Raw genomic sequence first — 20,856 nt, forward strand, 5'->3', positions numbered from 1 at the left:
TTTGAAAGAAAAATCAAGTAAATACGAACTGGTAGTCGGTCTGGAAGTTCACGTTCAGCTCGCTACCAACAGCAAATTATTTGCATCTGACAAAAATAGTTTTGGCGATGCTCCCAACACCAATGTAAGTCCAATTACACTGGCGCATCCTGGGACGTTGCCCAAACCCAACGAAAAGGCCATAGAATACGCCATCAAAATGGGGTTGGCCTGTAATTGTGAAATCGCCAGAGTGACTTCTTTCGATCGAAAAAACTATTTCTATCCCGATCTACCCAAGGGCTACCAAACCACACAAGACAATCAGCCTATATGTGTAGGTGGATACTTAGATGTAAAGAGTGGTGAAGACGTCAAGCGCATTAAATTTAACCGTATTCACATCGAAGAAGACGCCGGCAAGTCTATGCATGACTCTGCACATGAAGGGTCTCTTTTGGATTTCAACAGAGCAGGTACTCCTCTCATCGAGATGGTTACAGAGCCAGAGATCAGTACTTCCGAAGAAGCAGGGAATTTGTTGACTGAAATCAGAAGGATAGTAAGATACCTCGGTGTAGGTGATGGCAACATGGAAGAAGGATCTCTCCGCTGTGACGCCAATATTTCACTCCGAAAGAAGGGAACCGAAACTTTGGGACAAAAAGTAGAAATCAAAAACATGAATTCTATAAGAAACGTCCAAAGAGCCATTCAACACGAAGTGCAAAGACAAAGCCACTTGCTAGATCAAGGCAAAAAAATAAAACAAGAAACCAGAGGGTTTGATGATGCTACAGGCAAAACCACCTCTCAAAGAACCAAAGAAGAAGCGAATGATTACCGCTACTTCCCTTGTCCAGACCTGCTGCCGATTACCGTACCTGAAAGCTATTTGGCTGAAATCAAGGCACTCATGCCCAAGCTCCCTGCGCAGCTAGCCAAAGAGCTGCAGACCAACTATGATCTCACAGAATACGACGCAGAGATAATCTCAGAGAATCAAGAAAGAGCCAATTACTTTTTCCACACGGCCAAGATTTGCAAGCACTACAAGCGCATTGCCAACTGGATGATTGGCCCAATCAAAAACTATCAATCGGAGCACAATTTGAGCAGTTCGGACTTTCCCATCACTGCAGAAAAGCTGCATCAATTGATAGAATTGGTCGAATCGGGAAAATTGAACTATTCCACTGCCTCGACCAGAGTATTTCTATCGATGATAGAAAATCCCAGCAAATCTGCGCATGAAGTTGCCAAAGAACTGTCTCTGTTTCAAGACAATGATGAATCTGGACTGCAAAAAATAGTGGATGAAGTATTAGCTGAAATGCCAGACAAAGTGAAGGCATTCAAAAATGGGAAAAAGGGACTTTTGGGACTATTCATGGGTGAAGTGATGAAAAGATCAAAAGGAAAAGCCAACCCTCAGATCACAACCAAATTGATCAACGAATCATTAAACAAGTAAAAAACTATTGAGACGCACATGCGTTGAGAAGAAAAAAACATAACATGAAAAATACATTCCTATTGATAGTATGCCTAGCTGCCATGATCTCATGCTCCAAAACTAAAGAAGGAGCTGTCGTTACTGGAAACTATGAAAACCCCATCAAAGATGAATTGGTCAAAGTAGAATTGATCAAGCACAACGAATTGACCGTTATTGATTCTTTTTATCTCGATACTCCTGGGGATTTCTCTCTCAATATCAAATTGGACGAACCCTCTTTCGTAAGACTCAATTTTTACAACAAGCACATTGTCAATATGGTATTGACCAATGACGATGAAGTAGTCTTGGTAAAAACAGACGAGGATTTCAACCAACCTTATCGCATCACAGGTTCGCAAAACACCGATTATATCTACCAACTCACCAATATCAAAAACAACTTTGAAGCACAAACACAAGACCTCAACGCCAAGTTTATAGAAGCAAGAAATGAAGGCAATATGCAAGCGCTGGAAGACATCAAAGAAGAATTTTTGGATATGCAAAATGCTACCAATTACGAAATCAAAAAGGCCATTTGGAAAATGGATAATTCTATTTCTGGTCTTTTAGCTACTTCATTTTTGGATGAAGAAAATGAATTTAGCTTTCTAGATAGTCTGGCGACCAAATACAACGAACAAATACCTAACTCTTCTTACACCCAAGATTTGGTAGAAAGAGTGAATAGCATGAGAAACCTGGCGATTGGCTCTGTAGCCCCAGAGATTAATCTACCCACACCAGATGGAGAACCCGTGAAATTAAGTTCTTTCAGAGGAAAGTATGTTTTAATTGATTTTTGGGCAGCTTGGTGCAGACCATGTCGCATGGAAAACCCTAACGTCGTGAGAATGTACAATGAGTACCATGACAAAGGGTTTGACATCCTGAGTGTATCTCTGGACAGAGACAGAGCAGCTTGGGTGGACGCCATCCAAAAAGACAACTTGACTTGGACGCATGTATCAGATTTGAAATATTTCCAGTCTGAGGCAGCTGCCATGTACAAAATCAATTCGATTCCTGCTACCTACCTAATCGGACCTGACGGCACCATCATTGGCAAGAATCTAAGAGGACCTTCATTAGAGGCTAAGTTAAAAGAGATTTTCGGGGCGATTTAAGACTGGAAAATCCTGCTTAGCAAAAAGTGGGGCGGTAAGCGCATGCAGTGATTACGCAAACATCTGCTGCAAAGCTGCCCATAGCTGTTTCTTGTGATCTACAGAAGCAGCTATGGTTGTCAAATCATGCCCTACGATGATTTTTTGTACATGATTGGTAGTGAGCTGATACATAGTCTGTACAGGCAAGCCATGAGCTGAGGTAAAGGCGATTATCTTGGAATGCTTAAAATCCATCAATTGCTGCTTGGACACATTGTAGGGCTGCACATCCTTCCATTGCAGTTTGACTGCACCAAGAATTTTCTCTAAGAATGCACGTTCTGCTGATTTCATTTCCATATCCGATGGATTCTCAAACAGCACGAGTACTTCTTTCAACTGCTCTACATAGGTAGGCTTGGAATCTAATACTAGATTGGTAGACTGCTCTATAGCAAGCACAGAAGCATCATCCTTTTCTACCACAAAGTCAGATACAGCATCAGACTCATCATCAATCAGATAGAGACTGTCGTTGAGCAAATATTTGAGAAATGCAGGATTGTCACTCATCGAAGAATATAGATTTAAGTTCATGCGCTTCATTTGGTTTCATTCTTCCTGCCAAAACCAATCTCAACTGTCTACGCCTCAACGCGCCCTTGTACAACTCTATCTCCTCAACTGTCTCTGGCACAACTTCTGGAATTGGACGAGGTTTTCCATGCTCATCAATTGCCACAAAGGTGTAAAAAGCAGAGTTGCTTTGTTTGATTTTTCCTTCTGGGATATTTTCTGCAGTCACACTGATAAACACCTCCATCGAAGAATTAAATGCCCGAGTCACCTTTGCTTTCAAGGTAACTACCTCGCCCAAAGCAATGGGTTCTGAGAAGGAGACATTGTCCACAGATGCAGTCACTACGACACTATTAGAATGTCTCTGACTACATATAGCCGATGCGATATCCATGAGGTACAGCAACCTGCCTCCCATCAAATTATTGAACGTATTCGTATCGTTGGGCAATACCAATTCGGTCATCGTAACCTGTGATTCTTTAGGTGTCTTTTGGTTGTTATTCATTTTATCAATTGGTCCAGCCATTGTCACCGAGCAGCGGGACAAAACTAAAATTATTATACTCCTCTCGTACTATTTCTGTCTTGCTTACCTTGGAAATTCTCAGCATTTTTTGCGTTTGCAAATCTCCTACTGGAATGATCAGCTTCCCTCCCACCTTCAATTGTTTCACCAACGGATCTATCGCCTGTATAGGAGCTCCAGCAGTCACTATAATGCCATCATAAGGTCCCAATTGAGGATAGCCTTGCGAACCATCTCCTACGAGGAAATGAGCATGGTAGCCCATTTGTCCTAATGTTTGCCTAGCCAGCAGCGATAGTTTTTCCTTGTATTCAATCGTAATGACCTCTGCTCCTAATTCCAAGAGTACACAACACTGGTAGCCTGAACCCGTACCCACCTCTAAAATTTTAGATCCTGGCGTGATCTCCAACAAGTCACTTTGAAATGCCACCGTGTAAGGTTGTGAAATGGTCTGTCCCTCCGCGATAGGAAATGCCTTGTCTTGGTATGCGTGGCTATCAAATATTTCATCGAAGAATACATGCCGCGGAACCGTCCCAATAGCCGCTAGAACCTTCTCATTGGTGATTCCTTTGTCTTTGAGTACCCTCACCAAAGACCGACGCATTCCCTTATGTTTATAGCTATCTTTTACTCCCATTTCGGATTTCAAAAATAGAGCAATATTTGGCAATAGATCACATTGAGCATACATATTTTGACTAACATTACAATCTCGTTTAATCAAGCAATACAAGGTATGTTTACTGGTATCATAGAGACATTGGGTGAGGTGGTTTCCATCCAACAAGAAGGAAGCAATATTCACTTCACCATCAAAAGCCCCATCAGTTCTGAACTAAAAATAGATCAAAGCGTCGCGCACAATGGCGTCTGTCTGACCGTAGTAGCACTAAATAATGACACACACACAGTCACGGCGGTAGATGAAACACTGAAAAAGACCAATCTCAAACAGTTGAAAGAAGGGAGTCGCGTCAATCTAGAGCGCTGTATGCAAGCCAATGGTAGGTTTGACGGACATATCGTCCAAGGTCATGTAGATCAAACTGCCATCTGTACCAAAAGAGAAGTCTTGGACGGCAGTTGGCTGTTTGATTTCGAATATGATGAAAGAATGGGAAATATCACTGTAGAAAAAGGTTCTATCTGCATCAACGGTGTAAGTCTTACCTGCTTCAAATCAGGAAAAAACAACTTTTCTGTCACGATCATTCCATATACAATGGAGCATACAGACTTTGAATACCTACATATCGGCGATGAAGTGAACCTAGAGTTCGATATAATTGGAAAATATGTTTCTAAACTTTTAAATAAAAACTAAATTAACAGATTAGAAATCTAACCCTCCCGAAATGGCATTGAAATGCATGGTAGTCGATGACGATGAGTTGGCAAGACTCATGATTCGAAAATATGTTGAAAAAACTGATTTTCTAGAGCTGACACATGAGCTGTCCAGCGGTATAGAAGCTTCCAATATTCTCTTACAAAAAGACAACCCAGATGTCGATATTATCTTCTTAGATGTAGAGATGCCCGAAATGTCTGGTATAGAACTGATGGAGTCCTTGACATCAGACTATCAAGTAATCATGATTACCTCTGCGGAGAAATACGCTGTGAGGGCTTTTGAAAAGAACGCTACAGACTACTTGGTCAAGCCGTTTAGCTACGGTCGCTTCCTCAAGGCGGCTGTCAAGGCCAACGAAACACTTGAGAACCTTAGGAAAAAGGCGGAGACCTTCCACGAGTTGTATGTCAAATCCGATTCTAGAATCTATAAAATTGTTTTAGATGAAATTCTGTTTATAGAAGCAATGGCGGATTATGTGATATTCAATACAGTCAAAGGAAAACACATCGTACATCACACGATGAAAGGGATCGAAAAGAAATTGCCTGGTAGTTTGTTTGGTAGAGTACACCGATCATACATCATCAACTTTGACAAAGTAGAATACTTTGAAGACATGAATGTCGTAATCAAAGACAAATACATCCCTGTTGGTGTTTCTTACAGAGAAAAAGTCTTTGATAGACTGAATATGCTCTAGAGATTCCAATCGATATTTGACAAAAACCAAATATGAGCAAATTTTTCTGCCGCATATTTGAGAGAGGATTCCAGCATATACTCGCCATATATTTCCTCTAACGAGGCGTCAGCAAAAGCTCAGTAGGTTTTGAACCTAGCCTTTATAGCTGGATGAGCACTCCCTCCCTCTCAAAGGCAAGAGCATGCCTTTCTTTTCATATTCTAGCACAATATCTGAACTTCCGTTCTCATCGAAATCGTTGGCATAAACTAAAAACGGGTGTATTGGACTAGCCTTGTACTTATTGTTGAGGCCTAAGTTGCCCAATATCAGATCGAGATCACCATCCGAATCCATATCGACAGTTGCCATCGCATGTCAATATCTCGTTTCTTGAAAATCATATCATGATATAACTATACAGCAACTATCGGCTGCTATCCAATGAATAAAAATACCCAATATTGCAATCAAGCCGTAGCACATATGATTTGATTAATGGACAATAGGAAGGAAGTACTACAACAGCACATAAAAAACAACCCCAAACATCTATGTCTAGGGTTGTTCCAAAACGTATATTTATTATCTACTCTACCCGCACGACCCAATCTTGTCCAGCAGGATAGCCTATGGGTGGCGAACCCAAGGACACTTTAGCACCGCCTTTTATTCTGCGCACACTACCTTTCAGTTCATCTTTCCCTGTGACAGGGTCAAACCAATGGACGCTATACTTGCCTTCCGTCTGGGTCAAATCCAAAGTCAGCTCTTCACCAAACTCTGGTATGTACACCACATACCGTTCGCCTGCCTGCGCCAGACAGTAGCCAGTAGAAGTCTGCGACACTGGCAACATCTGTTCTAGTGGTAGCTTGTCAAAGTACTGGATGGCATGAGCTGTCATAGTCCATAGACGGTCACGCACAGTCCAGTCTTCGCTAGTCAGATCACTGTGCTTTTGTTTATAACCAAAGTAGTGCTCGATGCCTGCACCACCTCCTATCAGGTTGGGGTAGATTACTTCCTTGCGCACACTATCCTGCTGAGCAGGTCGATCATCTGACCAGGCGCCTACTTTGGCTGGCCCGATCTCGTCGATCCATATGATCCAAGGGTACCCTGCCTCAGCAGATTTTTCCCTCCACTGTGTGGTCACATGGTAGCTATCGTGCTGATGATGTATCTGAAAAGAAACACCATCCAAGGCTTCATTGCCGAGCAGTGGTGTCATCGTACGCTCGTGATCTTTGAGGTCGGGCAAGGTATGAATCACCAGCAGATTGCCATATGGCTCCACCGATCTAAAGTAGTTGATCATCTCCTCGCGCATCTTCTCAGTCTGTCCCACAGGACTCCAATGGGTGATGCCATTTTCTTCACCCATATTCCAAATCAGTCCCAAATGGTGACCAAATCGCGCAATCATCTCTCGGTAGTACAACTTGCGTTGGATTCCCACATAACCTATATCTAGCAAATTTTCGTTTTCGGTCTCCTGCGTGATCAAGTGCTGAGCCAGCCCGACCTCATCCATATGGCTAAATACCAGCTCCCACTGTGCCAGCTTGCTCACATCGAAACGATAGCGCTCATGCTCCTCTGTCCATGGCCATACATTCTTGCCGTCACCCATCACATTCATAGTCAGAAAGTAGACAGCATTGATCCCCTTGTCTGAGAGGTAGTTCATCGCTCCTATCAGGTTTTTCCCCTTGCCCTGCTGCCATGTTACATCTCCATGCCTGTAGCTATTCACATGATTGGCATAGTGGTGCTTAGGTGGCGTACCGTCAAACTCATAGTAGGCCAGCAAATCCTCTGGACTATTGGTTCCTCCCTTGACAAAGACCTCCTTACTCCCTGAGAAAATGGGATAGTGTCCAGCACCTTTAGTGAGTCTTCCTTTGGAGCGAAAATCGCGACCCGACTTATCAGATGCGATTACCTCAAACTTGCCAGACTCACCATCGAAAGCGATACCCTTTCCTGTCTCTAATTTGTCACTGATGGCAATGTTTTTTCCTTGGCGGAAAGAAACTTCATACAGCCACTCACCTGGCAAGTTTGGTACAAACTTCACCTGCCATTTGTTGCCGGCACGGGCACTGGTCTCAGAGGCCTTGCCATCGGCAGCAAAGTATCCTGGTACAGTGATTTGCTGCTCGCCCTGAGTAAAGGTGGTCTGCAGCCGATAGTTCAAAAATGGATTGAGTGTATCGTACTCGCTGGTCGTCGGCCCCTCGAAGGTGAGCGTGATGGTATGCCACTGTTTGAGTTCTCCGTCTATTTCCGTAGCATATCCTGGCAACATGATCAGAGTCAATAGCCAGATAAGTAAGGTGTCTTTCATTCGGCTTTTCATCTTCATTTTAGCTTAGCTTGTTTCTTATATTTGTTAGGAAAATCCTCGATCGGTTGGACCTGCATGCGGCGATAGTAGGCCTCCGCTGCCTCGGACTGGATTTGTATTTTACCTGAGCTAATGGGAATCGTCTTGCCACCCAAATCGTAGCGGGCGTTTTTCACTACATTGACCACATGACCATTGACGACATGGAGACTGGTCGTGCCGACACAGATGATCTCCAGGGTATTCCATTCACCATTGGTTTTTTCGTAAAGCTTGTTCTTGGAAGCCTGACCACTTTCATAGTCTTTGCCCCACTTGAGTGGAATCAGTTCTCCATTGGGATTATACACAAAGTAAACTTTCCCCTTTTCATTTGTCATGCGATCAACTGGTACATCTCCGTACACATCGGCCAACGCGATAAAGTCCCCCATATCTCCCTCTTGCACCTGGTACTCTAAGCTGCTCATCCATACATGCCAAAAAACGCCGTTTGGTCCTTGACAGTGATATAGAATGCCATTGTCCCGTTTTTGATTGAGTCGTGGTTCCCACTTTTTTTCTCCCCAGCGAAACTCCGTCTTGAAGTGATAATTGCCATACTCTTGCTTGCTAGTGAGCCCACCGTAGATTTCTCCGGTGATTGCGAGCACGGGCTCTCCACTCTCCTCTTCTATTCTAAATACATTTTTGGGGTCATTGTGCAGACCGAGTGGCGTGCCCTCATGTACATTGTCGCTGGTTGGCGCATCGCCCAGACCCTCCACAGAACTATGTGGCACACCTAGGTACTTGTCCCACTGCGACAGATTCGCATCGAGCAGATTCGTCCATCCCTCATTCATTTGCAAATCGTATCTTCCTCCTGCCCAGTTGATAGCCTCTGTTAGGTGCGTTTTGAATCCAGGGTCATTATAGGTCTCTTTTTTATGTCCCAAGCCTGTATAAAACACCCGACCACCTTCGAAATAATGATACCACGCCAGCGGGTGGTTTTCTCCCATATTTCCTCCCTGATAGCTTTTTTCATCCAAAGTGAGGACCACATTGGCGTGGGCGACTACAGGCTCTTGGTAGTTGTACCACTCGTCGGTGAAGGTGAGACTATCACCCCACTGAGCTACAGCTGGATGTCCATGACTGACTGCACTTCGAGCCTCTTGAACTTTGGGGTGATTCTTAAACCTCGCCCCGGCCATCTGTCTAAACCATGGCCAATTCATCTCGGTATCTACTGCAGAGTGTACACCGACAAATCCGCCTCCCTGATGCATATACTCAATCAAGGCCTGTTGCTCTTGCTCACCCAATATATCTCCCGTAGTATTGAGGAAGAGCACTACATCCACATCCCTTAGTCTATCGGTAGAAAAAACCAAGGAGTCTTCGGAAAGTACAACATTCCAGTTTTGTGACTTGCTCCATTCCTTTAGAGTACTTTGGCCTTTTTCGATGGAGGGATGACGCCAACCATTGGTTTTGCTAAAAACCAGAACATTTAGTTCTTCCGTGTTTTGTGCACGGAGGTCAACATTTGAAAAACTAACAAGTGCTAATATACCTATGGCCAATATGAGCCCGCTTTTTATCCTCATCATTTAGTCTTTTTCAATTCTTGATTGGCTGCTAATATCCTGTTCCTCTGCTCTCCATTCAAACCATGACGGTAATAAAACTCTGGTTTGTAATAATTGTTATGCTGTTTCATATCAGGGTCATCCACATCCAAGCTCAAGTCACAGTCGAAACGCAAGAGTACAGCGTGGTTTTGCTCCCAGGTTGTTGCATTGGTGATATGTGATATACCCCAGGTAATCCCTCGTCCATCATTCGTATTGGTAAAGGCATCTGGTACATAAGGACCCGCGGCGGTAGGCATCAGCGATGTGATCGATGCGATTTCGAAATTGACACCATCACGTGCATACTGGATCGTAAAATGTTCATTGCCATCTTTGATCACCAAAGCTGCTACGCCCTCTTTGAAAGGAAAGAGTGTCGTTTCATGCCCTGAATTGATCACAGGATTGAGTGGGTGTTTTTCGAAAGGCCCCAGTGGATCATCAGCTATTGCCAAGCCCTGCATACGCACTAGCCTTGGGTCGCCATCCGCATCGGACTTGTAGTAAATCCAGATTTTATCCTCTCGTACAATCGGATAGGGATCATGGATTGAATACTGATCCCACTCACCCTCGGCACCATTGGCGATCACGATTTCGTTGTGTGGAGTCCAGGGACCATCTGGCGAGTCGGCGTACGATACGGCCACAGGACAGTCATCTCCACGCTTGCCACTGGCTTCCATAAAGCCCTGATAGTACAGATAGTATTTACCTTTCCATTTGAGGATGTCAGTAGTGGTCACCGATCTCCAGCCCACAGCGGGCTTGGGTGGGCGGGGTACTGCCACACCTTGCTCTTCCCAAGTGAACCCATCACCGCTAGTAGCATACCAGATATCAGCCAAATCCCAATCTGTAGAAGGGATCGTATCGTTGCTTTTATCAGCTCCTTGGGGAGGAGTGGGTGTCTCTCGCTTGGTGTACCATACATAGTATTTTCCGTTTTCGAATATCACCTTGGAGGGATCACGTCTAGAGACCGTGCCATCACCACCGTGATAGTCAAAGCTCTTCAGTTCAGTGTACTTGAACTGCGAATAGAGTTCATTGTCCTCAGGGCGAGGTGCCATATAATTGTCGTAGTTGCGTGCCATCGCCGCACTCATAGGACGATTGGGTTTTTCCTTAGGAAGCCAAAATGGAAAACCATCTTTTGTATCGGAGACTTGCTCCTGTGCCATCTTACTATCAGTCACTTCTTGTTGACATGATAGCATGATGACACCAGCACATACACTCAGTATGACAGTGAAAAAATTCTTACTCATGCTATTTTCTATTTGTTCGTTCTAATTATCGTCAGCCTTTCGGGAGAGAAAACATAGGGTCGTACTGACTCCTATGTCATCTGATTACCTCCCTAAAACCAAACTCACTACTCCTTGATTACTTTTATCCTTTTCACTTGATCTCCTTGTCCTGTTTGGAGCAAATAGATACCCGATTGCAAACCAGAGATATCCAGTTTGTTCCCAGCCAATTTACCTTTGGATAACATTTTTCCAGACAAATCCATGACAAAAACAGGGCTATTATCAGCTAGGCCATTGATGGTAAGCTGACCCGAAGTAGGATTAGGATAGATTTGCATTCCCAAGCCTTGGCCATCTACAGACAAGGGTATATCTGGCACCAAAGGCTCAGATCGATCCAATGCAACGGAGCTATTAAATACCTGCAAGACCATAGAACTCACGTGACCCCCTTCGTCTGGAAAAATCAGCTCGACGGTATTCTTCTCACGCAACAGGCCATGTGGCACAGGTATCTCCAGCACGCCAAAGAAGATATCGCGGGTCTTCTGATCATATCCTCGCCAATCATTCAAAACGGGCACCATTTCTCCGTTGACTTTGAGTGCAGGTCTGAGACTTTTGCCATGGTCTCTACCCATGCCTACCCTGAGTACGGCTTCACCTTGATCTCCTACATTTACCCCTGGGATAGAAAAGACTAAACTCTGCTGAGGTCTGATCGGTACAAGGTAATTGGTCGCATAGTACTTCTGCTCCTCCAAGCTTTCGGTGAGCGAGATTTCGTTTTCAAATTCATATTTCATGATTACGGTAGCCTGCTGTCCCAGCTCGAATGCATCGATGGCCACATCGTAAACCAGTGTATCTAACTGTGGGATGTCATCGATCTCATACAAATGCTGTGCAGTGATTTTTACCAGTGGGTTATTCGTTGTACCTTTTATTTTCAGGTTTACGGTTTTGGATTCTTCATTGAGATTGCTCAGGATTACATAAGCTACACGTCCATCCACATAAGCATCAGCCATCATGTCTATCTCGTTGGACCAAGTATCCACACGTGTACCGTTCAGCTCTGCCCACATCTGATAGTACTGCAGCAAATAAGTGTAGATATATCCATCATGCGCTTCTTCACCAGGCAACTCCCCGACCTCTCTCATAAGCCGTGGACCATAGGTATTGTACTCCGCATCTGCTGGTTTGGCCCAGCTGGCCTTCAGCAACATGAAAGGGATCGAGTTGAGAATCTGATCTGGGCGCTCCATGAGCTGCACCATCATGGTATTGAACGAACGTAGGTTGTACCAATCCTCCTTGGGATCATAACCTCCTTCGCAGTTTTTGCAGAGCCAACCATACTCTGATACTGAAAATGGCTTCACCTCTCCCAGTCTGAGATAACTATAGTGACCTATCATATCCATGATCGCTTCGATATTGCTACCTGATCGATGGAGCTCCTGGGTTATATCACCAGTATTGTCGATAAAATCATAGAGATGAAAAGAAAAGAAGTCCATATCCGCTCCCGCCTCATCGATAAAGGTTTTCCATGTATTGTTCCAGTGAGAAAAATTGTTGGATTCGAAAGCGGGGTGAGCCGCAGAGTAGCCGCCCACCCAGAGATTTGGATTCAGTTCTTTGATGCGCTTTGCCACTACGCTATGGTACTTACTCATCTCCAGGTTTGTCGTGCCGAGCTGGTCGGTCTTTACGAAGGGTTCATTGATCACCTCGATCAAACCAGGCCTAAGTCGGCCTGTCACTCCCCCTTCTCCAAAATATTCTTTGAAGTACTGACCGTAAAATTCAGCGGTAGCTTCAAAACCATCGTAGGTCAGTCCCCCTACTGATGTAGCCTGACCATGTGGGAACATGTGTTCTTGCCCCCCTACTACCATGTTGCTATAGCGGTCTTCCAATTGATGTGCAGCAGTCTCAGCAGCATATGCATTGATTGCCAGTTGACCTCTGGTCTTCATGTGATCCACATCGGGCCAACCCACTTTGCCTGGATCTTCTTTGGTATTGTTCCACTCCCAAACGATCGTACCATTGTTACGACCAAAATATATATCATAGCCCTCGATGAGCGAGAGTTTTTGTTCATCACTCTCCCATTCACTGCCAGTCACATCATCATGAATCGTGATGTATTTGGCTCGGTCAAACTCTGATACTCCGTCTACCACATGTTTAATATTTAGGTTGACATCTACCGTATCCTGACCATACAACAGGCTACTACTTAATAGAACAAAAAATTGAAGTAAGTAAAATTTTGTTTTCATATCATTTAATCTTTCATTTTGCTTTTTTGGCATACGCCAAATGTTATTACAAGATAGCATCCTGCAGAAAACAGAATATGCTTCCCAACTGGACATCCACTAGACAAAGTATATCCCCCCTCGATTGACTACAAAACAACTACCTTGACTAACTGAACTTACTCCACAATCAAGCGAACAAAACCCTCAACTAGCGCGCCCTGCTTGGTCTTACCGATCAGCTTGCCTACAAAATCCTGAGTTGTCAGCTCATGACTCTTTCCTTCGAAAACCAATACTAGCCCCTCTTTCGATTCTTTCGTTTTGAGGATCGCTGCTCCCCTGCCATGATTCACCGCTGAGGACGACCCAAAACGCAAAGAGGAAATATCCAGGTCGCTGACTGGATCAAAACCCGGCTCAGCATAGATCAGCATTTTGATTTTGCTGGCAGAGGAGAATACGCGCTCATCATCGAGCAACATCAGTCTACGGTGCACCTGCAGCGGAATAATCAGGTTTTTCGAGTTGTGTGTATCATTGCTGAGATCTTCGGCTTTGGGCACATCCAATGCCGCCAGAGACAGGTGGGTCGCACGACCATACTGATCCTGGATCACGTGCGGACGCTCCAGCTTGTACCAGTGAGTCCGGGTGCCATCTACGTATTGGGTCACCTCGGTATCATAGGCCAGCCCAGGATCAAAAGTCCAATGAATACCATCTGGCGACCGCAAGTAAATCGCTCGTTTGTCCAGAAAGGCATTGATCAATAGATGAAACTGCACCTCGTCTTTCCACATCACCGGATCTTCATAGTTGGAGTGACGGTAACGAACGGGAATGCTCTCGTTCTTTTGAATCACATCAGTCAGCACTTCGTATGGGCCCAAAATCCCCACTGTACTTTTCATCATCCGCCCAAACTTAGTCACGAACAGCAGGCTACCATCATCCAGCTGCACACCGGACAGGTTTCTCTCGACCTGATAGCTGCGACTGTCCTGCCAGCGCGCCGTGTCGTAGTTGATTTTCATCACGCCTTCGCGCTGCCATGGTCCTGACATAGCGGAGGAAGAAAACAAGGTCGGCTCCCAGTCGATCAGCGAATAAAGCAGAAAGCTGCCATCATTGAGCTGGACGATATCTGCATTGTGTCCCAGAGCATCCTTGTAATCGTAGGCACGTGGACCAGTCGGACGATAGGGACCCGTCGCCTGATCTGCTATGGTGTGTACTACCGTAGAATTGGGCCACTCCCAGTGCCCCTTGAGTCCAGCCTCTGGCCACCTCACCACCAACATGTGGTATTTGCCATCCTGATCCAGCACCGGATGTCCACCCCAGTACGACCAGTCTGGATGCTCTATGCCATTGTCAGGATCGCGAGGCAAAACCTGATCTGTACCCCAAAGCTCCCTACTCAGTGCCTGGTGAATAGGCATGTCTTGAATCAAATCGATGAAAGAAGCACCCCAGACAGTTTTGACCTTGGTAGTGATCTCTTGAGAAGCCAGGCTTCTGTTGCCACTAAAATCATAAGCATATACCTGGTAGGTGATGGCTATTCCTTTGGGTGCTTTGATGTCTTCGTATTCGCCTTTTTTGATTCTATGGGCGATTAGCTCCCAGTCAGTTTCGGCTTTTCGCCAAACCTCATAATGGGCGATATCCGGTTCGTCTCCCCAGTCCCAGCGCAATTGAATTTCCGTATCGAAGGCTTGAGCCCGTAATCCTTGAGGTGCCGATGGTGGCCGCTCATCCACTTTGCGTCGACTGGCGATGGGTGATGGGCCTGATTCCTCCTCGCCCATCTGGCGAGTCACCAGGTAGTCATATGTCTTGCCCGTCACAAAATCCTCATCCAACCATTGCCGTTGGTCGGTCTCTCCTACCCTCTGGTATTCATCTGTGTCAGCTTCGGAGCGATAGATCAAAAAATTCGTTTGTGACTCAGCGAGTGGATCTGTCCAGGACAGGGACATGCCATCCGGATCGTCTTCGACTGATAGCGACACAGGCCCGGCATAGTCCTCGGCGACCACTTCGATATTCACATAGTCCAGATAGACTTTGACATCCTGCTCGGAGTAGAAAGTCGCACGAACAAAAGGAAACCCCGCAGCGACATCAACTGCGCTAAGTCTGTAAGTCCCTGAAAAATGCTCGGTCGTTTTGTCCGAACCGATCAACTTCACCTTTTCTGCGAGGATGCGTTCTTGATCCCCAAACACCAGGCTCAGCGAGATCGTGCCCTTGCAGACATACTCCAGATCCGCCCCAAACTCCCAATGCCATACATCGCCAACATTCATCTGCTGATAGCTCGGATTGTTGTCCAACAGACTGGATTCGGCCACACCGATGGCATTGCTGCTAAAAAGCGTGCCGTAGTGAATCCCCATGGGCTGATCTCCATCTACCACCCGTGTATCCCAAAATGGGGACTGCTTCGCTTGCCGCCAATAGGCTCGGACGGCATTGAAATCTCCGTCATTGACATGCTCGTGAGGGGGATTGACTCCCATCAGCACCGCCTGAGCCTTCAGTACAACAGCCGGACATGTCGTACAAAAAGCAAACAGAACCAGAAACAACAAACACCTCATCACTACTGCACGACGACATTCAGATCCATCGCTGCACCTGACACAGGATTGACATAGAGCATTGCTCGGCCTTCATGTGTGGTCACCTTTGATTGGAAATGGTCAGACACATTTTGCTCCCAGCCGTTGTCCACGGCGACCAGCTTTGCTCCTTCGATGATTACTGTCAATTCTCTCTCTTGATGGCTCACTGCACGCCCCTTTTCATCGACCAGCTGTAGTGCGATCAGCCACAGACCATCATCGTCTTGCGGACGAAACTCAATCTCAGATACAGCACACACAGGATTGCTGGCTGTCTCCAGTACATATTCATCGGCCAGTTGGCCGGCGATGTAGCCATGCACCGTCAGTACGCCCGCGTCGAAAGGCACTTGCCACTTCACGATATTGTCATCGCTGAAGTCGCTCCTTTTTTTTCTGCCTAGGCTCTCGCCATTGAGCAATAGCTCTACCTCCTCACAGTTGCTGTAAGCCTGTACGATGACCGATTCACCTCTCTGGTAGTTCCAGTGGGGGTGTATATTTTGATACCACTCCCAGCGACGGAGCTGACTCCACACTGGTGCGGGCGTCATCTGCATATCAAACTGCCAACCACTGCCCTCGTCGTAGCTGTACTCCGACTCATCAGCACGTGCCGTAACGGCATACACCTTGGGCTCATCCCTCCACAGGCACTCAAAAAAATGTCCGCGTGGGGTCTTGAATCCCGCAAAGTCGAAGAAGGAAATATTGAGTCCCTTCCTTGGCCAGGGGCCCGCCTCACCCATGTAGGCAAATCCCGTCCAGGCAAACATGCCCGCTACGAAAGGGCGGCTGTTGACACTCGTCCACTCGGAGTAGGTACCCCAGTTTTCTGAGCCGATGATCTTCATGTCCGGATAGGTCTCGTGTGCCGCATCGTAGCACTCGGCCCGGTAGTTGAACCCCAGCACGTCCACCGCATCGGCATAGCCACTCACTGCAGCAATGGCCGGTCGTACACTGCCGCAAGTGATCGCCCGCGTGGTATCTTCTTCCCTGACCCAGCGAGAGAGCTGCTCCGCCACAATGGCAAGTGAGTCCGTACCACCCGTCACACTATCAAATACCGCTTTTACTCGCTTCGGATCAAACTCGGGCGTGTCACCATAGCCCGCGTTGTCTGGGTTGAGGATAGCAAAGGCCTTAGAGTAATCCGGGAAAGTCCACTCGATCTCATTGCCGATGCTCCACATCACCACACTGGGGTGGTTATAGTCGCGACGGATCAGGTCTTTGAGATCTCGCTCTGCCCATTCGAAAAACACCTCGCTGTAGCCCTCTGCGATTGCGCCTTTGGCTGCATTGTCCCCCAAGTAGACCAAACTTTTGCCCTTGGGGCTGTGCCACTCATCAAAAAACTCGTCCATGACCAACATTCCCATTTCGTCGCAGACCTCCATCAGCTCTACCGAATGTGGGTTGTGTGACATGCGGATCGCATTGACGCCTATGGATTGCAGCTGCGCTACACGATATTCCCAGACAGACTTGGGCACTGCCGCACCCAACGCACCCGCATCATGATGCAGGTTCACCCCTTTGATTTTGATATTTTCTCCGTTGAGGAAAAAGCCCTGGTCAGCATCGAATCGTGCCCGGCGTATGCCAAAGGGGTGAGCTTTACGGTCGATTTCATTGTCCCCTTGGTAAACCTGAACAACCGCTTCGTAGAGATGAGGGGACAACAAGCCCCAGAGCTGGGCCTGACCCACTTGCAGCTCTGCCACAAATCGCCCGTCTCGCTGCTCCGCATCTGCTTGTGCTACGACTGTACCCTGAGCATCGACAACCTCGACTTTGACCGTCGTATTGTCATCCATATCGGTCACACTAGCATCGATCACTACCATCGCTTTTTGACCTTCTATTTTGGTTGTTGAGATTTTAGTACCCCAAGTTGTCAGATGAGTAGGGTGTGCGCGGACGAGGTGCACGTTTCTGTAGATCCCCGACCCAGTGTACCATCGTGCATCCACGTATGCCGAATGGTCAACTTTGACCAGCAGTTCGTTGGGGGCTGCGTCGTTGAGATAAGTAGTCAGGTCGTACTCAAACGAACTGTACCCACTGGATCTGATACCGAGGTGATGACCATTGATCCAGACCTCCGCATTGCAATACACCCCGTCGAATATGATGCGCGTGTCTCGCCCATCGTCAGCAAGGCTAAACTGCTTGCGATACCAACCGACACCCCCTGGCACAAATCCGGTGCTGGCGGCTGTCTGCTCCTGCTGGTAAGACTCGCGAATACTCCAGTCGTGCGGCAAATCGACATTAGCCCAGTATGTAATCTGCTCATTATCAATTAACTGACCGAGAAAAAACTCCCAATCGTCATTGAACAATGTTTCCTCTCGCGACACCTCGGCCTGCTGACAACCTATCAGCAAGATGCCCAAACAGAGACTGCTCAAGTATTGCATTATTCTTTCTACGTTCATAATCATCAGTCTACATGTGCCGCTACGTCACCTCCAATATCATTTTCTGAGTAGCCTTCGAGTTTGATTTTAAAGGCATGTGCATAGCTCGTCGGCCACTCTTTGGGTGCTTTGATCACGAGTCCCTTGCTATTTCTCTCCCAAGAGATCGACTCATCACTACCCAGCAGCGACACCTCAAGGATACGCGAGTTGAGTACGCCGATATCAGTACTCAGCGTTTTCATGACAATATCATTTTCGGTCTTGTCCATCACGATAGCATAGACTTCCTTGTCGGATTTTTTGGTGTAGCGGATGTCACGATCAGTATATACTATCTCCATTTTTTCTTCCACCTTATGTCCGCCTTCCGGCAAACGGGTCGGTCCTTCGCCAAACACGGTCCATGGTCTTGTACCATAGATCGCACCGCCATTGACAGCCAGCCACTGCCCCATCTCGGTGAGCAGATCGACCATCTCTTGTGGGATAGTGCCATCTGGGTTGGGTGGTACATTGAGTAGCATCAGGCCATTTTTCGCCACGATATCTACCAGTATGTCGATCAATTCATTGGGAGACTTGAAATGGGTATGTGGACGGTAAAACCACGCCCCTGGCGAAGTATCTGTCAGCCATGTAGGATTTTTGGGCTGATTGGGTCTACCGCGCTCATAATCCTTGATGGCCATGCTTTCGTCATAAGTACTTTCCTTGTATGCCACTCCAACTTCCTTGCCCCACTTCTCGGCCTGGTTGTAGTAATAGGCCAAAAACTTGTAACGCGTCTCTTCGGTCATGTTTTCCAACCACCAATCGAACCACAGCAGATCGGGCTGGTAGGTATCAATGTATTCTTTGAGCACTGCCCACCAGTTTTTGTAAAAATCTGCATCTGGTGTATCCGACTCCAGCGAGTGCGGATTGGTGTAGAGGTCATAATCCTCTGGTGCTACGCCACCATAGGCATGCGCTGGGGCGAAGTACTTCCAGGTGAAGGCATGGTGAAAGGAAGCCATGTACTTCATGTCTCGTGCTTCAATTTCCTTTTTCAATTCGGCAGATGGGTCTATACCGCCATAGTTCATAGAGTTCCAGCGAGTAGCCTTGCTATCCCACATGGCGAAGTTATCGTGGTGCATGGCAACAGGCCCGGCAAATCGAGCGCCTGATTTTTTAAATAGCTCAGCCCAAACCGCCGCATCGAAACCCGACGGGTCAAATTGCTCGATTATATGCTTGTAACCATACTCTGCCGGGTCGCCGTACTTGTTGCTGTGGTGTACGAAATTGTTACTAGGTTTACCGTTTTTAGTCGGCACTTTGTCTCCATCCTCGTACATCACCTTGCCATGCCAGCCCGCGTACCACTTGCCTTCCGCTGTACCTTCGAAGGCCGAAGACACAGGTCCCCAGTGAGTATAAATACCAAACTTGGCATCCAAAAACCACTCTGGTATCTCATAGGTTTCTAGGGAGGAGTGGGTGGGTTTAAATTTTTTCTTTTGGGTGTAAGCCGTACTCACCGCAGCGGCAAGCAGCACCATGATCAAAATATTCTTTTTCATCTACTTATCTATACTTTGCAAAAAGAGCGCTCCAGCGCATAAGCAATGCTAAGCATGATGCCACACTGTGGGGGTGGGTAAATGCTAAGGCAAAACAGGGGGGAAATTGCGCCACCCTACAGAATGCCGTGTTTATAACCCATGGTCAGGACCATCAAGGCCACAATTGGATTTTGTACACCAAAGCAGCATCCGCCTCAGCAGGCTTGGTTTGAGGCTGATGTACGACCAGTCCTTGCTTACCTCTGTGCCACTGGATAATCTCTTGACTGCCCAACACACTAACAGATTGCATTTTTATACCTTTCGCCTCCTGAGCAAAAACCTTCAGTACTCGCTGAGACTCTTGGTCGTCCCATCCAAGCTGAATGACATAGACGACATCTCCCTTGCGCGTATAGCGAATGTCGTGCTCATGGAGTTCATCTAGCCCTCCTTTGAGTGCATCAAATTCGTTCCATCCGTCGTGGGGACGCTGGCGAATCTGCGTCGGGCCTTGGCCATAAGCCACAAAGGGGCGCGTGCCATAGATAGCCTCTCCGTAGCGCGACATCCAGGCGCCGATGCCCTGCATGGCATCTACCTGCTCCTGAGGTATCGTACCGTCTGCCATAGGGCCTGCAGAGAGTAACATAATGCCGTTTTTGCTTACCACGAGGTTTCCATTGACCCTCGACTTCTCTTTCGATCAATAGTTCAGCTGGCTCATATACCCGCTCTCCAAAGTTTTGTATTTCAACTGTGACCTTCAGCCTATTGGCACCCCAGTAGGAGTACTCGCTATCCTCTAGTCCATTATCTACCGATCGCGGCACTACAGCATCGGCACCCCAGACATCTGATCGCAACTCTCCTCGTAGAGGGATCGGTTCCAACTAATCCATAAATCTGCCGCCTGGTATAAGTTTCTCCCAACCTTCAGGTCGTGTTCGTGTCACATCTTGGGCCATCGCCCCGCCTACGAAGGTGCACAAACC

Annotated in this window: 16 protein-coding genes; 4 read left to right on the forward strand and 12 right to left on the reverse strand. The window is 46.8% G+C overall.

The features are described from left to right. The first annotated feature begins 1 nt into the window (after nt 1). Nucleotides 2–1,453, forward strand: coding sequence for an Asp-tRNA(Asn)/Glu-tRNA(Gln) amidotransferase subunit GatB (gene gatB, locus N6H18_RS16130; RefSeq protein ID WP_262309315.1), 1,452 nt, complete (start codon nt 2–4; stop codon nt 1,451–1,453). 44 nt (nt 1,454–1,497) lie between these two features. Then, a complete protein-coding gene (locus tag N6H18_RS16135; protein WP_262309316.1) occupies nt 1,498–2,607 on the forward strand; it encodes a peroxiredoxin family protein in 1,110 nt (369 codons plus the stop codon). Nucleotides 2,608–2,658: 51 nt separating this feature from the next. Here the strand turns inward: N6H18_RS16135 and N6H18_RS16140 are convergent, their stop codons facing one another. From N6H18_RS16140 to N6H18_RS16150, 3 genes are read right to left on the reverse strand one after another with little or no spacing between them, the layout of a single operon-like run. Next, nucleotides 2,659–3,186, reverse strand: a complete 528-nt coding sequence (locus N6H18_RS16140) for a hypothetical protein (RefSeq protein WP_262309317.1) — start codon at nt 3,184–3,186, stop codon at nt 2,659–2,661. After that, the gene (locus tag N6H18_RS16145) at nt 3,155–3,676 is read right to left on the reverse strand and encodes an acyl-CoA thioesterase (protein WP_262309318.1); all 522 of its coding nucleotides are present in this window, start codon (nt 3,674–3,676) and stop codon (nt 3,155–3,157) included. The genes N6H18_RS16140 and N6H18_RS16145 overlap by 32 nt, the downstream gene beginning before the upstream one ends. A gap of 4 nt (nt 3,677–3,680) precedes the next feature. After that, nucleotides 3,681–4,307, reverse strand: coding sequence for a protein-L-isoaspartate(D-aspartate) O-methyltransferase (locus N6H18_RS16150; RefSeq protein WP_262309319.1), 627 nt, complete (start codon nt 4,305–4,307; stop codon nt 3,681–3,683). Nucleotides 4,308–4,439: 132 nt separating this feature from the next. Between N6H18_RS16150 and N6H18_RS16155 the strand changes: the two genes are divergently transcribed. Then, entirely contained in the window at nt 4,440–5,027 is a 588-nt protein-coding gene (locus tag N6H18_RS16155) for a riboflavin synthase (protein ID WP_262311625.1), read from the forward strand. A 31-nt stretch (nt 5,028–5,058) separates the two neighbouring features. Beyond that, nucleotides 5,059–5,760 carry a LytR/AlgR family response regulator transcription factor gene (locus N6H18_RS16160; RefSeq protein ID WP_262309320.1) on the forward strand — a complete coding sequence of 234 codons (702 nt, stop codon included), beginning with the start codon at nt 5,059–5,061 and terminating at the stop codon, nt 5,758–5,760. Nucleotides 5,761–5,895: 135 nt separating this feature from the next. Here N6H18_RS16160 and N6H18_RS16165 read toward each other — a convergent pair whose 3' ends face one another. The 9 genes from N6H18_RS16165 to N6H18_RS16205 form a co-directional block, all read right to left on the reverse strand. Next, a complete protein-coding gene (locus N6H18_RS16165; RefSeq protein WP_262309321.1) occupies nt 5,896–6,114 on the reverse strand; it encodes a hypothetical protein in 219 nt (72 codons plus the stop codon). Nucleotides 6,115–6,331: 217 nt separating this feature from the next. Continuing rightward, nucleotides 6,332–8,107 carry a DUF5060 domain-containing protein gene (locus N6H18_RS16170; protein ID WP_262309322.1) on the reverse strand — a complete coding sequence of 592 codons (1,776 nt, stop codon included), beginning with the start codon at nt 8,105–8,107 and terminating at the stop codon, nt 6,332–6,334. A gap of 2 nt (nt 8,108–8,109) precedes the next feature. Further along, on the reverse strand, nt 8,110–9,693 hold the full coding sequence (locus N6H18_RS16175) for a ThuA domain-containing protein (protein WP_262309323.1): 1,584 nt from the start codon (nt 9,691–9,693) through the stop codon (nt 8,110–8,112). Then, complete coding sequence (locus N6H18_RS16180) at nt 9,690–10,988, reverse strand: glycoside hydrolase family 117 protein (protein ID WP_262309324.1); 1,299 nt, start codon at nt 10,986–10,988, stop codon at nt 9,690–9,692. Before N6H18_RS16180 ends, N6H18_RS16175 begins: the two co-directional genes overlap by 4 nt. 107 nt (nt 10,989–11,095) lie before the next feature. Then, on the reverse strand, nt 11,096–13,270 hold the full coding sequence (locus N6H18_RS16185; protein ID WP_262309325.1) for a T9SS type A sorting domain-containing protein: 2,175 nt from the start codon (nt 13,268–13,270) through the stop codon (nt 11,096–11,098). Nucleotides 13,271–13,428: 158 nt separating this feature from the next. Beyond that, nucleotides 13,429–15,777 carry a hypothetical protein gene (locus tag N6H18_RS16190; protein ID WP_262309326.1) on the reverse strand — a complete coding sequence of 783 codons (2,349 nt, stop codon included), beginning with the start codon at nt 15,775–15,777 and terminating at the stop codon, nt 13,429–13,431. A gap of 83 nt (nt 15,778–15,860) precedes the next feature. Further along, nucleotides 15,861–18,335, reverse strand: a complete 2,475-nt coding sequence (locus N6H18_RS16195) for a glycoside hydrolase family 2 TIM barrel-domain containing protein (protein ID WP_316044819.1) — start codon at nt 18,333–18,335, stop codon at nt 15,861–15,863. Next, entirely contained in the window at nt 18,335–19,879 is a 1,545-nt protein-coding gene (locus N6H18_RS16200; protein ID WP_262309327.1) for an alpha-L-fucosidase, read from the reverse strand. The genes N6H18_RS16195 and N6H18_RS16200 overlap by 1 nt, the downstream gene beginning before the upstream one ends. 154 nt (nt 19,880–20,033) lie before the next feature. Further along, nucleotides 20,034–20,534 carry an alpha-L-fucosidase C-terminal domain-containing protein gene (locus N6H18_RS16205; protein ID WP_262309328.1) on the reverse strand — a complete coding sequence of 167 codons (501 nt, stop codon included), beginning with the start codon at nt 20,532–20,534 and terminating at the stop codon, nt 20,034–20,036. Nucleotides 20,535–20,856: the final 322 nt, after the last annotated feature.

This window comes from Reichenbachiella agarivorans (assembly GCF_025502585.1).
In the GTDB taxonomy this organism is placed as follows: Bacteria; Bacteroidota; Bacteroidia; order Cytophagales; family Cyclobacteriaceae; genus Reichenbachiella; species Reichenbachiella agarivorans.

What these genes read in the sequence shown, in the direction of transcription:
- N6H18_RS16135 (WP_262309316.1), top strand. Translation starts at nt 1,498, where the DNA reads ATGAAAAATACATTCCTATTGATAGTATGCCTAGCTGCCATGATCTCA.
- N6H18_RS16140 (WP_262309317.1), bottom strand. Translation starts at nt 3,186, where the DNA reads ATGAACTTAAATCTATATTCTTCGATGAGTGACAATCCTGCATTTCTC.
- N6H18_RS16145 (WP_262309318.1), bottom strand. Translation starts at nt 3,676, where the DNA reads ATGAATAACAACCAAAAGACACCTAAAGAATCACAGGTTACGATGACC.
- N6H18_RS16150 (WP_262309319.1), bottom strand. Translation starts at nt 4,307, where the DNA reads ATGCGTCGGTCTTTGGTGAGGGTACTCAAAGACAAAGGAATCACCAAT.
- N6H18_RS16155 (WP_262311625.1), top strand. Translation starts at nt 4,440, where the DNA reads ATGTTTACTGGTATCATAGAGACATTGGGTGAGGTGGTTTCCATCCAA.
- N6H18_RS16160 (WP_262309320.1), top strand. Translation starts at nt 5,059, where the DNA reads ATGGCATTGAAATGCATGGTAGTCGATGACGATGAGTTGGCAAGACTC.
- N6H18_RS16165 (WP_262309321.1), bottom strand. Translation starts at nt 6,114, where the DNA reads ATGGCAACTGTCGATATGGATTCGGATGGTGATCTCGATCTGATATTG.
- N6H18_RS16170 (WP_262309322.1), bottom strand. Translation starts at nt 8,107, where the DNA reads ATGAAAAGCCGAATGAAAGACACCTTACTTATCTGGCTATTGACTCTG.
- N6H18_RS16175 (WP_262309323.1), bottom strand. Translation starts at nt 9,693, where the DNA reads ATGATGAGGATAAAAAGCGGGCTCATATTGGCCATAGGTATATTAGCA.
- N6H18_RS16180 (WP_262309324.1), bottom strand. Translation starts at nt 10,988, where the DNA reads ATGAGTAAGAATTTTTTCACTGTCATACTGAGTGTATGTGCTGGTGTC.
- N6H18_RS16185 (WP_262309325.1), bottom strand. Translation starts at nt 13,270, where the DNA reads ATGAAAACAAAATTTTACTTACTTCAATTTTTTGTTCTATTAAGTAGT.
- N6H18_RS16190 (WP_262309326.1), bottom strand. Translation starts at nt 15,777, where the DNA reads ATGGGAGTCAATCCCCCTCACGAGCATGTCAATGACGGAGATTTCAAT.
- N6H18_RS16195 (WP_316044819.1), bottom strand. Translation starts at nt 18,335, where the DNA reads ATGATTATGAACGTAGAAAGAATAATGCAATACTTGAGCAGTCTCTGT.
- N6H18_RS16200 (WP_262309327.1), bottom strand. Translation starts at nt 19,879, where the DNA reads ATGAAAAAGAATATTTTGATCATGGTGCTGCTTGCCGCTGCGGTGAGT.